Here is a 14,040-nt window from a genome sequence, read left to right on the forward strand (position 1 = left end):
ATTATAAATTCAATAAATTTTCCCGAAACAAATCAGCGTATTCTTTGATTACATTTTTATCAAAATAAGGTTCTTGCTCAATTCTTCCAATGCATTTTACACCTGTTTTGTTCAAGATTATTTCTTCAGAAGCTTTATTTTCATCGCCTGAAAAAATAATTCCGGCTATTGCGATTTTTCTGTTTTGCAAGGCTTCAATAGTCAATAAGGTATGATTGATACTTCCTAAATAATGACGGGAAATTACAATTACTTTATAATCAGACTGAATCAAATCAATTACACAATCTGTATCATTTAATGGCACAAAAATACCTCCAGCACCTTCAACTACCAAATGATTTTCTGTTTTGGGCTCAATGATTTTCTTTAGATCAATAACAATTCCGTCCAATTCAGCAGCGAAATGTGGACTAGCCGGCGTTTTCAAAGCATAGCTATTCGGATGAATGACCGTCATTTTATTAGACAAAAAACATTTGACTTTATGACTATCGGAATTTTCTAAATCGCCAGCTTGGATGGGTTTCCAATAATCTGCCTGTAAAGCTTCTGTAATAATGGCTGATGCAATGGTCTTACCTACATCGGTCCCAATTCCTGTTATAAATAGTTTCATATATATTTGGCCACAGATGACACGGATTAAACGGATTTATATAGATTTTAAATTTTTTCTGTTGTTTGTGAAAATTAGTCTTTTAATTTCTGGTTTTTCTCCAAAGTTTAACAACAAACCTATTTCAATATTTGTAGCTTTTAAATAATTTAAAGTCTGAACATAATGTGCCTTCACTAAACTATCACAAGCCTTTAATTCTAAAATGATCAGATCATTGATTAGTAAATCAGCAAAAAAGTCACCAACAAGTTCATTCTTATAATATACTTTAATTTGCTTTTGAGGTTCAACTTTAAAACCTTGTGATTTTAATTCCAAATACATTGCATTTTGATACACTTTTTCAAGAAAACCATAACCCAATTCATTGTAAACGTCATAAAAAACTTTTAAAATAGATTCCGATAATTCTTTGTGTAAAATTTCAGTCATTATTTAGTATTTAAAAATTAAAATCCGTTTAATCTGTAGCATCTGTGGCTAAAAAAACAAAAGTACTCAACAATCGCAAGACTTCAGAGATTTCTTCCGTCGAATTATAACTGTGCAAACAAAAACGCAAGCGTTCCTGTCCTTCGGGAACAGTTGGCGAAAGTATCGCTTTCACATCAAATCCTTTTTCTTGTAGTAAGTTGGCGATTGCTTTTACTTTTTCATTTCCAGGAATGATAGCGGATTGTATCGCCGATTTGCTTCGGACAAAAAGTGGCTTTAATCCCAACATATTTTTTTCCTGATTAAAAGAAATGATATTTTCTCTTAATTTTAAAATGGAAGCCGAATCTTTTTTTAAATGCTGATAAGCAATCAAAATCGTGGCAACGGAATGTGGCGAAAGCCCTGTGGTATAAATAAAACTTCGGGCAAAATTTACTAAATAATCCTTCAATTCAACCGAACCTAAAATCGCAGCTCCATGACATCCCAAACCTTTCCCAAAAGTCATAATGCGTGCAAAAACATAATCTTGTAAGCCCAGCCTTTGAACAAATCCTTCTCCTTCTGTACCAAAAACTCCCAAAGCATGCGCTTCATCAACAACAAGATAACAATGATATTTATCCGAAAGTTGAACTAATTCTTCTAGATTTGGACAATCTCCATCCATAGAAAAAACAGATTCGGTGACGATATAAATATTGGTGTTTGGATTCCGTAAAATCAATTTTTCTAAATCTTCAAAATCATTGTGATTGAATTTATAGGCTTTGGCATTCGACAGTTGAATTCCGTCCCGAATAGAAGCATGACACAATTCATCGTATAAAATCAAGTCATTTTTTTGCGGAACAGCGCTAAAAAAACCAACATTGGCATCGTAGCCCGAATTAAAAATCAAAGCCGATTCAGATTTGTGAAACTTTGCAATAAAGTCTTCTGTTTCTTGATACAGTTTATGGTTTCCAGATAATAAACGAGAACCGGTTGCTCCGTTTTGAATGATGTTATTAGTAATTAAATGCTGATGCGTCTCCTTAAAAATAATTTCTGACTGAGAAAAACCCAAGTAATCATTGGAAGAAAAATCAATCTTTTTACTTGACAAAGGTAATTTTCGCAAAGCATTATTCTGCTTTCTAATTTCAAGTTTAGCGGATAGATTTTCTGGAAAATGTTTCATAGTCAGCAAAAATAAGCATCTTTTTTGGTTTATGGATTTTGTGTCATTTTTGTTTGCTGATTTCTTCAAATTAATGAGATTTGAAATATAAATTCTAATTTAGAATCCCATTTCATAAATCATAAAAATATAATTCATTAAAATTTAACAATTGAAAAATAGCAATGAAAAAAAAATCCATAAATTTTTCCGAAAACGGTTTCGATTTATAACTTTCATAAAATTATGTTAAAAAAAACTTAAAATTAATATCGAAGATGTTAACCTATGAAATAGTTTTCTACTTTCGGCAAATATGAAACGAATTGCATCACTTTTTCTAATAGTAACGTTGTTCTACAACGTGATGGGATACTATCTGATGTTTGCTTATCAAGAGGAGCAAGCGTGGGTGTCTTCTATGGAGAAAAAACATGATTCAGAGTTTCAAGTAATCAAATTGAACGCCACTTTATACTCCTTTATCGAAGACACTGATTTTGAGTATGTAAATGAAGATGTGGTTATCAACAATAAAAGTTATCATATTTTCAAGAAAAGAATTCAAAACAACATACTAAGTCTGTATTACCTGCGCAATTCACATCAAGATGCAATAAGTCAGGATTTAAAAGATATTGTTGACAATCAATTATTCAACGGATCCTCATCAAAAGAGTCTCCAGTCAAAAAACTACTAAAATCTTTCCTAAAAGATTATGTAGCAAATACTGCTGTTTGCGTAGATTTTTCTCCAAAAACAACTGTACTTTCAAGTGAATCTATCATTATGCCAAACGAGGCGCTAGATTCCGGATACATTTCCGTATCGTATTCACCACCCGATTTCGTTTAAATCTTCTTTCATTTTAGTGGAATCATTCGCTTTTATCTGGCATTTGTAAGGTCAAGATAATCATGATTACTTTTTAGCTAAATCTGTACATTTATTACATTCTTCTAGTAGAAATTATGCCCGTTAAAAATGCAAAATAGTCTTTTGTATTTTCTGAATTCATTTTTTGTAAATGATTTCGTAGGCTTATTTTGCATTTCTATTCTGGTCTATTTTGTACAACTAGCTTTCAGAATCATGACTTAAATGGATTTACAAATTCAAAAAATGGATTTTTAAAAGAGTTCTTTATTTCAAATGCAACCTTCAATCTATTCTTTTTGCCTTGTAAATTCAATGAGATTTTTTGGCAAAAGCCAACAGTAAATCTTGTTTTAAAGCGACACTACCTATCCACTAACTTATCTGTTTTTAATGCCAAACTTCTTTTTAGAAAGAAGCAGTTGTTGGCCTATTTTATACCATTAACCATTTTCAAAAACCAATTATTTTAAATATTAAACTACTAACCAAAACCATTTTTTAATGAAAAAATTTTATCTGAGTTGCCTGCTGTTGGCACCTTTATTTATGAATGCTCAAACAGAGATTGACGGTATTATGATGAGTAAAAACAATTTTTGTTTTGGAGCTGTATACCAATATAGCAGCTGGGACCAGTATTGGGAAGGAACCTTTAAAAGAGAAAATCTTAATCTTGGTACTGTTTCTACAAAATCAGTTGCCTTAATGGGAAACTATGGTGTTTCTGATAAATTGAATATTATTTTCAGTCTTCCGTACGTAGAGACAAAGGCTTCTGCAGGAACAATGGAAGGTCAAAAAGGATTGCAGGACCTATCGTTAACCATAAAATACATGCCTTTTGAAAAAACAATTGGAAAAGCAACCTACTCTTTATATGCTTTAGGAGGACTTTCAGCTCCAGTTTCTAATTATTCAGCTGATTATTTGCCATTAAGTCTTGGACTAAGAAGCAAAACTGCTTCCTTACGATTAATGGGTGATTATCAAAGAGGTCACTTTTTCTCCACGCTATCTGGAGCGTATGTAAAAAGAGCGAACATAACCATTGACAGAAATTCCTATTACACAAACGAAATACATTACACTAATGAAGTTGACATGCCAGACGCAATTTCTGTAAACTTAAGAATAGGGTATCGCTCCAACAGATTAATAGCTGAAGCAGTGCTAGATAACTGGGTTACACAATCTGGAGGATTTGACATTACAACAAACAATATGCCTTTTCCAAGCAATACAATGAATGCATTAAAAGTAGGCGTGAACAGTAAATATACACTCAAGAAAATACCGGCATTATCTATTATTGGAGGATGCAATTTTGTTACAGAAGGCAGAAATGTTGGACAATCGAACGCCTTTTATGGCGGTTTATTTTATATCCTTAATTTAAAAAAAACAACTCAAGAAAATGAAAAATAAAATACAAAAAATAGCCTACAATAGCCTTTTGGTTTTGTTTCTTATGTTGAACTATTCTTGTAGTGATGAGTTAACAGAACGCAACGAACAATTTCCTCAATTAAATCCGGCTAACACAGACGAATTAGCAGGAAATTGGAAAACTTTCTTATTGACTACACCAAATGAATTTTCTTTGGATGCACCAATCGCAAGTACCGCAGCCGCATTTACAAGGGAAATCAATGAAATAAAAAGTTACCAGGCAAGCATAACGCCGGAACAGAAAAAAATAATAAAATACTGGAGTGCCGGAGGTGTTTTACGTTGGAATGAAATCATGCGAACTTTAGTCGCAAGACACAATCGTCCACCTTATCAAAATGAAGACGGAACGTATCCTGCACCATCTGGAGCAAATCCATTTGCAAATCCTGAATTTCCTTTTTCAAATCCTCCATACGCAGCAAGAGCTTATGCTTATGTGAGTGCCGCGCAATATGATGCGATGATTGCTACTTGGCATTATAAAAAACTGTATAATAGAGCTGCACCTTTTACGGTTGATGCAACTTTACCAGTTTTAATCCCAAAAAGCACCTTACCTTCATATCCATCTGAAGATGCAGTTTTAGCTGGAGTTACGGTTGAATTATTAAAATTATTGTTCCCCACAGAAATTGCTTATATACAAGAAAAAGCAGAGGAACAAAAATTATATCGTATTATTAGTGGTGCCAATGTTCGAAGTGATGTTGATGCAGGAATTATTTTAGGCAGAAAAATTGCAGGCAAATTTATCGCCAGAGCAGCTTCTGATGGAACTGGAGCAGCTATTGGTAATCAAGCGCTTTGGACACAACTGGAAACTCAAACTGCTGCCACTGGAGAAACTCCATGGAAATCATTAGATGTACCTGCAAGACCTCCAATGTTACCATTGTTTGGGAAAGTAAAATCATTCTTAATGACTCCAGAAATGGTTGTTGCCAGCCGTCCGGTACCTCCGCCTTCTACAAAATCAGAACAATTTGCAAAGGAATTAGCTGAAGTAAAAAACTACGGAAAAAATGCCACTAGAAAGAACATGCAAATCGTGACTTTTTGGGCTGATGGTGTAGGAACTTATACACCTCCAGGACACTGGAATGCAATTGCATCAGAGTCATTTGTAGAGCTAAATTATAGTGAAGTACGATGGGCGAGAAATCTGGCATTATTAAATATTGCCATGATGGATGCGGCAATCAGCTGTTGGGATGCAAAATATACCTACTTCAACCCGAGACCTTCTCAAGTTGACCCATCTATAAAAACATTAACAGGAACCCCTAATTTCCCTTCCTATGTATCAGGACACTCCACTTTTAGCGGTGCAGCCTGCGTAGTTTTATCACACATAATTCCTGTAAAAAAACAAAGCTTTGTGGCTATGGCAAAAGAGGCTTCGGATTCTAGAATGTTTGGATGCATCCATTACAGAAGCGATTGTGAAAAAGGACTTGAATTAGGCGAAAAAGTAGGCGGTTTTGCTGTTGCAAGAGCACTTACTGATGGCGCCGAATAACTTAAAATAATTAAGTTGGTAATTTGTTTCAATGGTTTGTTTTAATATTTCATCTTCCCAACTACAGCCTAACAGGCATTGGAAACCTGTTAGGCTTTTTTTATTTTTTATGGGTCTAATTTAAAACATAACAATGCATCGATTATAAAAAAAAAGCCAGAACAACCCATTAAACACACTTACTAATGAAAAAAACATTCAATAATTTTTATTTTATTTTAAGCAAAAAAATGGAAAAACACAGCGTCAATATGATGCGAATTTCATTGGTATTAATATACGTTTGGTTTGGTGCTTTAAAAATTTTCGGAATGAGTCCTGCCGGCGAATTAGTTGAACAAACCGTTTATTGGTTTAAACCTGAAATATTTATTCCAATTCTTGGTATTTGCGAAGTTCTTACAGGTCTTGGTTTACTCATAAAACGGCTTATTCCTTATACTATTCCGCTATTATTAATGCATATGGCGGCTACATTTTTTCCTGTTTTTATTCTAAAAACTATTTGTTTTGATGCATTTCCTTATTGCCCTACTTTGGCGGGACAATACATAATCAAAAATCTTATTTTAATTTCTGGAGCCCTTGTAGTTGCAGGAAAATACAATGAAAAATATTATGCCGAAATGAATTTGAAATTAAGCGAAAAATAAAAATCTAAATCCATTTCGTGTAATCAAAGATTTTCTAATTTTATAATTACAGATAGTAAATACCAATCATCAATCCGTAATCAATAAAATCAAATGAAACCTATACTTTATAAAAGAGCGTCAACTCTAGACGAATTGGAACAAATTAGAACACTCCAATTACAAAATAGCTCTCAGAATATAAGTTCTGAAGAAAAACTTCAAGAAGGATTTGTTACAGTCCAACATTCAGTCGCTTTGCTAGAACAAATGAATTATGCTTGCGCACATATTATCGCCAAAGACAATGATATCGTAGTAGGTTTTGCATTGGTAATGCTTTCTAGCTTTAGGAACGAAATCAAGGCTCTTATACCCATGTTTGAAAGAATTGGCGAACTAGTGTCCAAGGATAAAACTTACGCTGTAATGGGGCAAATTTGTGTAGATAAAGACCATCGCAAACAAGGAATATTCAGAGGACTTTATCATTTTTACAAAGAGGAACTGCAACATCAATTTGATTACTTAATCACTGAAGTTGCCGCTATAAATCTTCGCTCTATGCAAGCACACGAGGCCATTGGATTCAAAATAATTGATACTTATGACGAAGACGGGATTGTTTGGAATATTATACTTTGGGATTGGACATAAAAAAAGCCTCACATATTTGTGAGGCTTTCATTTTTTATGATCAAGATTACTTTAGTCAGCTAAAATAATAACTTTATTGTCTTTCATTTCAATTGTACCTGAATTGATAGCCAGTGTATAATTTTGAGCATCTAACTTCGTGAATTTACCCGCTACTTCTTTTGCAAAAGCAAAATCAGAAGCTGTAATTTTCACTACACCTATTCCTAAAATAGAAACGATTGGCGCGTGGTTATTCAAAATCTGAAAGCTTCCATCAACTCCTGGCAATGTAACCGAAGTTACTTCTGCTGAAAATAATTTTGCTTCTGGTGATACTATTTCTAATAACATATTTTTGTAGTTTGAAAATTTAAAAGTTTAAAGTTTAAGGTTACGAGTGAACTTTAAACTTTAAACTTTTAAACTAATTTTAAGCTTCCGCTAACATTTTTTCTCCAGCTTCGATAGCTTCTTCAATAGTACCTTTAAGGTTGAAAGCTGATTCTGGCAAGTGATCTAATTCACCGTCAATAATCATATTAAATCCTTTGATAGTATCTTTGATATCAACTAAAACTCCTTTTAATCCTGTAAATTGCTCAGCAACGTGGAAAGGTTGAGATAAGAAACGTTGTACACGACGTGCTCTTGAAACGGCTAATTTATCATCTTCTGATAATTCTTCCATACCAAGGATCGCGATGATATCTTGTAGTTGTTTGTATTTTTGTAAAATTTCTTTTACTCTTTGCGCACAGTCATAGTGCTCATCACCTAAAATTTGAGGAGTAAGAATTCTTGAAGTTGAATCCAATGGATCAACCGCAGGGTAAATACCTAACTCAGCAATTTTACGAGATAATACAGTAGTAGCATCAAGGTGAGCAAAAGTTGTAGCCGGAGCCGGGTCAGTTAAATCATCCGCAGGAACGTAAACCGCTTGTACAGATGTAATAGAACCTTTGTTTGTTGATGTAATACGCTCTTGCATCGCACCCATTTCAGTAGCCAATGTTGGTTGGTACCCTACCGCAGATGGCATACGACCTAAAAGTGCCGAAACCTCAGAACCTGCTTGTGTAAAACGGAAGATATTATCTACGAAGAACAATACATCTTTACCTTGATCAGTTCCTGCTCCATCACGGAAATATTCTGCAATAGATAATCCAGAAAGTGCTACACGAGCACGAGCTCCTGGAGGCTCATTCATTTGTCCGAAAACGAAAGTAGCTTTAGACTCTCTCATTCCTGGCATATCCACTTTAGATAAATCCCATCCTCCATTTTCCATAGAGTGCATGAATTCATCACCGTATTTTATAATTCCTGACTCTAACATTTCACGAAGTAAGTCATTTCCTTCACGTGTTCTTTCTCCTACTCCTGCGAATACTGAAAGTCCACCGTGACCTTTTGCAATATTGTTAATCAACTCCTGAATCAATACTGTTTTACCAACTCCAGCACCACCGAACAATCCAATTTTACCCCCTTTTGAGTAAGGCTCAATTAAATCGATTACTTTAATACCTGTGAATAAAACTTCAGAAGAAGTAGATAAATCTTCGAATTTTGGTGCTTGTCTGTGAATAGACATACCGTTTTCTCCTGTTTTTGGCAAATTACCTAAACCGTCAATTGCATCTCCAATTACGTTGAATAAACGACCGTAAACATCGGCACCGATTGGCATTTGGATAGGATTTCCTGTTCCAACTACTTCATAACCTCTACTCAAACCATCTGTTGAGTCCATCGAAATGGTACGTACTGTATTTTCACCAATGTGAGATTGTACTTCAAGTACTAATAAAGTACCATCTTTTTTTGTGATTTCTAACGAATCATAAATTTTTGGAAGTTCAACATCCTTACCGTTGAAAACGACATCAACTACTGGTCCAATGATCTGGGCAACTTTTCCTATTACTTTTGACATTACTTATGTATTTATTAAATAGCTATTTAGGTTTATAAAATAGTACCAACCGAAACGTATCGATTAAATGCTTTTTTCAGAGCGCAAAGATAAATTTTTAAAATATAAAATCAATTATTTTTTTATAAAAAAAGGATATTTTTAGTAGATCCTCCACAAATGACTTCGAAAAAGATAAAAGACAGTATTATTCTTAAAAAAAGTAAGACCACTTACAAGGTGTAAGTGGTCTTTAAAATATCATTTTACATAAAAAATTATAATGATGCAGGGTATAATATACGGTATGTACCTACATTGACATTTTTAAAATTTGAACCAAATTTTGCATTAATAGCGTCAGTAAATAAGTTTGCAATAATTGCATACCCTCTTGGGCTTGGATGAACACCATCTAAAGAGAACATCCCTCCAGTTACAAAAGTAGAAGTTGTTGTATAACCGTTATATACTATACCACCTTTGGCCAATTGATCAGTTACACCTTTCAACTCTACAAAAGCCAATCCTTTTGCATCAGCTACAGACTTTATAGTCGCGTTATATGCATCTGTTGCAACTTTTACTTCTGCGATTTCAACTTTTGTTAGAACATCTTTATCCTGCATAGGGTAGGTTATACCGAATTTATTTAAAGGAGCCGGAATTCCAGCTGGTGAAGCACCAATAACACTTTGAGCTACTAAAACAACCAAATCATCTTTAGTTGCTTGTCTTGCTTGGCCAAATACTTGACCGTAAAAAGTTGCAGTTTGAACACCTAAAGAAGGTGTAAACGCAGCTGTTAATTGCGCGGATAAATTAGGTAATGATTCGTCTACTATTAGTAAAGGATTCGCAACTGTTGATGATAGCAAGTTAATTCGATCACCAGCATTAAATGCAGTTAACGCTTGTTTTAGAGGTCCATACAATTGCGTATTCAAAGCCGATACTGTTCCTTGACCAACAGCCACATTTCCACCACCCAATACAGAGACAGACAATGGATTAAACGGAACAGTAGTAAAGTATGGCAAAGATGTTACATATGGTAAATTTGCCACAACTCCTTTTGCTCCTTTTGCAGTCATTGCATTTACAACATTTGAGTAAACATTTGCGAAAACTGTTGGATCCGTAATATCATTACCACCATAGGTTGCTGGATTCAAATTCCCCGTTTGATTTCTACCAATACCCCCAGAAGTTGCATATGATAATACATCATTACCACCAATCCATAACGAAAAGAAAGTAGCGTCTTGTGCAACAGCATCAGCTAATACAGTTGTTGATGCTGATGAAGCAAATCGAGCGAAGTAAGGATTAGCAGCACCTGTTGCTACACCAGCCACATTTCCATAACCTGGCGCAACTAAATGATAACTTTTCGCACCCGGTACACCCATGTTGTTAAACGAACCTGTTAGCTTAGTAGTAACCTCTGTTGACGGTCGTCCTGCTACAGGAACAGGCGCCGAACCATTAAAATACAACCTTGCACCTGAAATTACATTACCACCAAGCAACAAACCACCCACATTATCAGCCATCAAAGGAGTTTTAAATTCACCTCCACCTGCCAAAGCAAACTGTTGCGAAATAACATTTACATAAGAACCTTTCTGAGCTTCAATAAACAAAGCATTATCACTAAAACCAGCTGCATAAGAATCACCAAGCGCTACGTACTTGGACACTGTAGCCGTACCTGAAGTTAAGGGGGTTCCATCAGATGAATTAGCGTCTACTGCTACCTCTTCCTCACTATCACACGCTATAAATGCTAAAGAAGCAAATAATAACCATTTGAAATTTTTTATCATCGTTTTATAATTTAGTATTTATGAATGATTACGGGTTGATTGTCCAAGATGCAAAATATTGTTGACCAATAAGACCAGCTCCTAATACTTGACCGTATTCTTTACCTCCAATGTTTGATGCTCCAACTTTTAATGTTGATTTCAAAGAAGGAATATTGTAATTTAACTGTGCATCTATAACTGTTGCTGATACTATTGTACCATCTGCAAAAGAAGACTGCCATAAGTATTCGCTATTCCATCTTCCACTTACATTAAATCCAAAATTTGGAAATAACTTTTCGTTACCTATAGAGGCTTTCACACGGTGTTTCGGTGTATTGAAACCCGCTTCAAAACTAGGGTCTTTAGATTGATCAAATTTAAATTCAGCGTAATTATAGTTTGCACCTATTTCAAAATCCTTGTATACTTTTCTTGACAATCCAAGACCGAAACCTAATGACTTAATTTCTAAAGGAGTATTAGTGTACAATTGAAATGTTCTAGTATTTCCATTTTGCAAAGCGTGTAAAGCTTTTGGGCCTTCTGGATTAGTTAAACCGCCACCATCTAAAGCAGCCCCATACAAAGGTGTAATAACATTTAAGTTCCCTATGAAATTATTGTAAATATTATAATAACCGTTAATATCAATTGAAGTCTTATTGATGAAAGAACGGTACCCCAACTCAATTGCTTTTACTTCTTCTGGTTTAACTAGACCTGCATTTGTTTTTCTCAATAATGCAGGATTTGATGCTGCTGCAAAAGCAAGGACAGATGATGCTGTGTATGAATTTTCATAAGCTCGTGTTCCATTAATAGTAACTGAAGAGCCGCCTGCAAAACCCTGTCCAACAGTAGTTCCGATTGGTAATGTTTCTACAAATCGTGTCAAGTTATCTGGAGCTGAACCTAATAAAATTGCACTTCCTACATTAAATCCAATATACTGATCTTGTGTAGATGGGTTTCTAAAACCGGTTTGAAACGAACCTCTAAAATTATGGTTTTTATTTTGCCCTGCAGAATACACTACAGAGATTCTTGGCGAATAATTACCCTCGAAATTCTGTGCTTTGTCGTAACGAATAGATCCAGTTAATTTCAAGCGATCATCCATTAATTTTTTCATTATTTGAGTATATGCACCGTATTCATCATAACGGATTGGACCTGCTGCATCAGTATAAATACGTCCAAATGAATTCAATTCATATTGTCTATATGATCCACCCACTTGAATTTCGGCAAATTTTATCAAATCTTTAAAATTATAATTTGCATCAGAATGGTAAATTCTTGAATTATCAACCAATTTTGAACCTGATAATACACTCGGATCATTAATAACTTGATTAAATGCATTTTTAAATGCATCTGTTCCAGGTATCAATCTACCAGTATCTGCAGTAGCTCTAGCACGTGCATGTGATTGCGCAGGTGTAAATCCTCCTAGCGTTGATTGTACGTAAGCCCCAGCATATTGTCCAAACCAAGTTCTGTCATCTTTCCATTTTCTATTTACATTGATACCTGTAAACAACATGTCGTACGACTGACCGCCATCCTCAGTTGTAGTATATCCTCTTAAAAAGAAGTTTTTACCTTTGAATTCAATTTTATGTTGTTGCATAAAAAAATTATTCAAATAATAACGGTTAGCTCCCTGGTAAACAGTATTTCCATAACCAAATTTACTTTGCACAATTACTTCTAACTTTTCATCTCCGAATGGACGAATGTGTAAAGACAAATCAATTTTCGTATTGGAAACTCTATTGTCTGTCAAATCAACTTCATTATATCCTGTTCTACTAACATTAGAGTTTGGAAGTAAATTTACTGCCGATGCAGGAATTAAATTCTGAGCTGCTAAAGCTTGACCAACTCCTTTGATATTTGTTGCAACTTCATCCCCGTAAACGTTTATACCGTCATAATTAATAGTATTCCTATCAATCCCCTGACGAGTTTTATCATCATAATTTACTGCATGCCACTCTGTACCTCTCATGTATGTAAAATTAGCTTTACCTGCAATATATTTATTGAATGCTTTAGCCATACGAACTCCGTAATCTACATAATCATTTGTTCCAGCTGCTTTTTGGCTTGTTTGGCCAAACTTAGCGTACGCTCTAATACCTTCACTAGTAAAGGGACTTTTACTTGTCATAAACAAAATACCATTAAAAGCGTTAGCACCATACAAAGCAGAAGAAGCTCCCGGCAATAATTCAACTGACTGCACATCAATTTCAGAGACCCCTATTAAGTTTCCTAATACAAAATTTAATAATGGTGAAGAATTGTCCATACCGTCTACTAATTGCATAAAACGAGTATTTGCTACAGTAGCAAAACCACGCGTGTTGATCGATTTAAACGACATACTAGAAGTATTCATTTGAACCTCTTTCATGTTTTCTAATCCATCATAAAAAGAAGGCGAGGCCGTTTTCTTAATTTCAGCAATACCCATTCTTTCAATGGTAACTGGCGATTCTAACACTCGCTCTGGTGTTCTTGAAGCAGAAACCACAATTTCATCTAGTTTATTCTCTTCATCCAATAACTTTACTGAAATTTTTTGACTAGCTGAAGAAACTGAAATTTTTTGAGATGTAAACCCGACACTTGAAACCTCAATAACAAAAGGAGGTTTTTTTGATGATTGCAAAGTAAAAGAGCCTTCTAAATTGGTTATCGTACCCGAAGATTCTCCAACGATTTTAATGTTAGCTCCAGGGATAGGTTGGTTGTTACTATCTGTAACAATACCTGAAATTGAGTTTTGAGCGAAAGTTAGGCTACAAAAAAACAATGACAAAAAAAGTAAATACACTCTCATTGGGTTATAATTTGTTGGTTTATGTAGCCAAAGTACAAATATTTTTGATATTAATAAAAAAGCGACTAAAAAATTTCATATTTATCAGTTATTTTACCGCATTCACACTT

Annotated in this window: 12 protein-coding genes; 5 read left to right on the plus strand and 7 right to left on the minus strand. The window is 34.5% G+C overall.

From position 1 onward, the window contains the following. Position 1: 1 nt before the first annotated feature. The 3 genes from bioD to ACNQF6_RS00095 are packed head-to-tail and all read right to left on the minus strand — an operon-like array spanning position 2 to position 2,243. Positions 2–619, minus strand: a complete 618-nt coding sequence (gene bioD, locus ACNQF6_RS00085) for a dethiobiotin synthase (protein ID WP_417962115.1) — start codon at positions 617–619, stop codon at positions 2–4. A gap of 36 nt (positions 620–655) precedes the next feature. Then, positions 656–1,054 carry a GxxExxY protein gene (locus ACNQF6_RS00090; RefSeq protein ID WP_282715639.1) on the minus strand — a complete coding sequence of 133 codons (399 nt, stop codon included), beginning with the start codon at positions 1,052–1,054 and terminating at the stop codon, positions 656–658. A 28-nt stretch (positions 1,055–1,082) separates the two neighbouring features. After that, positions 1,083–2,243 (minus strand): aminotransferase class I/II-fold pyridoxal phosphate-dependent enzyme, encoded by a 1,161-nt coding sequence (locus tag ACNQF6_RS00095; protein WP_417962117.1) that lies wholly within the window; start codon positions 2,241–2,243, stop codon positions 1,083–1,085. A gap of 295 nt (positions 2,244–2,538) precedes the next feature. On the opposite strand from ACNQF6_RS00095, the gene ACNQF6_RS00100 reads away from it, so the two are divergent. From ACNQF6_RS00100 to ACNQF6_RS00120, 5 genes are all read left to right on the plus strand, one after another. Further along, complete coding sequence (locus ACNQF6_RS00100; RefSeq protein ID WP_417962119.1) at positions 2,539–3,078, plus strand: hypothetical protein; 540 nt, start codon at positions 2,539–2,541, stop codon at positions 3,076–3,078. A gap of 525 nt (positions 3,079–3,603) precedes the next feature. After that, the gene (locus ACNQF6_RS00105) at positions 3,604–4,527 is read left to right on the plus strand and encodes a hypothetical protein (RefSeq protein WP_417962121.1); all 924 of its coding nucleotides are present in this window, start codon (positions 3,604–3,606) and stop codon (positions 4,525–4,527) included. After that, complete coding sequence (locus ACNQF6_RS00110; RefSeq protein WP_417962122.1) at positions 4,517–6,073, plus strand: vanadium-dependent haloperoxidase; 1,557 nt, start codon at positions 4,517–4,519, stop codon at positions 6,071–6,073. The genes ACNQF6_RS00105 and ACNQF6_RS00110 overlap by 11 nt, the downstream gene beginning before the upstream one ends. 230 nt (positions 6,074–6,303) lie before the next feature. Further along, entirely contained in the window at positions 6,304–6,726 is a 423-nt protein-coding gene (locus ACNQF6_RS00115; protein WP_417962124.1) for a hypothetical protein, read from the plus strand. 93 nt (positions 6,727–6,819) lie between these two features. After that, the gene (locus ACNQF6_RS00120) at positions 6,820–7,362 is read left to right on the plus strand and encodes a GNAT family N-acetyltransferase (RefSeq protein ID WP_417962126.1); all 543 of its coding nucleotides are present in this window, start codon (positions 6,820–6,822) and stop codon (positions 7,360–7,362) included. 51 nt (positions 7,363–7,413) lie between these two features. Here the strand turns inward: ACNQF6_RS00120 and ACNQF6_RS00125 are convergent, their stop codons facing one another. The 4 genes from ACNQF6_RS00125 to ACNQF6_RS00140 all read right to left on the minus strand — a co-directional run bounded on the left by ACNQF6_RS00125 (position 7,414) and on the right by ACNQF6_RS00140 (position 13,930). After that, positions 7,414–7,695 (minus strand): FoF1 ATP synthase subunit delta/epsilon, encoded by a 282-nt coding sequence (locus ACNQF6_RS00125; RefSeq protein ID WP_417962128.1) that lies wholly within the window; start codon positions 7,693–7,695, stop codon positions 7,414–7,416. A 79-nt stretch (positions 7,696–7,774) separates the two neighbouring features. Beyond that, the gene (gene atpD / locus ACNQF6_RS00130) at positions 7,775–9,286 is read right to left on the minus strand and encodes a F0F1 ATP synthase subunit beta (protein WP_035668832.1); all 1,512 of its coding nucleotides are present in this window, start codon (positions 9,284–9,286) and stop codon (positions 7,775–7,777) included. A 257-nt stretch (positions 9,287–9,543) separates the two neighbouring features. After that, positions 9,544–11,094: a G-D-S-L family lipolytic protein gene (locus ACNQF6_RS00135; protein WP_417962130.1), complete on the minus strand. Its 1,551-nt coding sequence runs from the start codon at positions 11,092–11,094 to the stop codon at positions 9,544–9,546. Between the two features lie 28 nt (positions 11,095–11,122). Beyond that, positions 11,123–13,930, minus strand: a complete 2,808-nt coding sequence (locus ACNQF6_RS00140; RefSeq protein WP_417962132.1) for a TonB-dependent receptor domain-containing protein — start codon at positions 13,928–13,930, stop codon at positions 11,123–11,125. Positions 13,931–14,040: the final 110 nt, after the last annotated feature.

This window comes from Flavobacterium pasteuri (genome assembly GCF_048286615.1).
Classification (GTDB): domain Bacteria; phylum Bacteroidota; class Bacteroidia; order Flavobacteriales; family Flavobacteriaceae; genus Flavobacterium.

Excerpts from the sequence above, each read along its gene's own strand:
- bioD (WP_417962115.1), bottom strand. The coding sequence starts at position 619 with ATGAAACTATTTATAACAGGAATTGGGACCGATGTAGGTAAGACCATT.
- ACNQF6_RS00090 (WP_282715639.1), bottom strand. The coding sequence starts at position 1,054 with ATGACTGAAATTTTACACAAAGAATTATCGGAATCTATTTTAAAAGTT.
- ACNQF6_RS00095 (WP_417962117.1), bottom strand. The coding sequence starts at position 2,243 with ATGAAACATTTTCCAGAAAATCTATCCGCTAAACTTGAAATTAGAAAG.
- ACNQF6_RS00100 (WP_417962119.1), top strand. The coding sequence starts at position 2,539 with ATGAAACGAATTGCATCACTTTTTCTAATAGTAACGTTGTTCTACAAC.
- ACNQF6_RS00105 (WP_417962121.1), top strand. The coding sequence starts at position 3,604 with ATGAAAAAATTTTATCTGAGTTGCCTGCTGTTGGCACCTTTATTTATG.
- ACNQF6_RS00110 (WP_417962122.1), top strand. The coding sequence starts at position 4,517 with ATGAAAAATAAAATACAAAAAATAGCCTACAATAGCCTTTTGGTTTTG.
- ACNQF6_RS00115 (WP_417962124.1), top strand. The coding sequence starts at position 6,304 with ATGGAAAAACACAGCGTCAATATGATGCGAATTTCATTGGTATTAATA.
- ACNQF6_RS00120 (WP_417962126.1), top strand. The coding sequence starts at position 6,820 with ATGAAACCTATACTTTATAAAAGAGCGTCAACTCTAGACGAATTGGAA.
- ACNQF6_RS00125 (WP_417962128.1), bottom strand. The coding sequence starts at position 7,695 with ATGTTATTAGAAATAGTATCACCAGAAGCAAAATTATTTTCAGCAGAA.
- atpD (WP_035668832.1), bottom strand. The coding sequence starts at position 9,286 with ATGTCAAAAGTAATAGGAAAAGTTGCCCAGATCATTGGACCAGTAGTT.
- ACNQF6_RS00135 (WP_417962130.1), bottom strand. The coding sequence starts at position 11,094 with ATGATAAAAAATTTCAAATGGTTATTATTTGCTTCTTTAGCATTTATA.
- ACNQF6_RS00140 (WP_417962132.1), bottom strand. The coding sequence starts at position 13,930 with ATGAGAGTGTATTTACTTTTTTTGTCATTGTTTTTTTGTAGCCTAACT.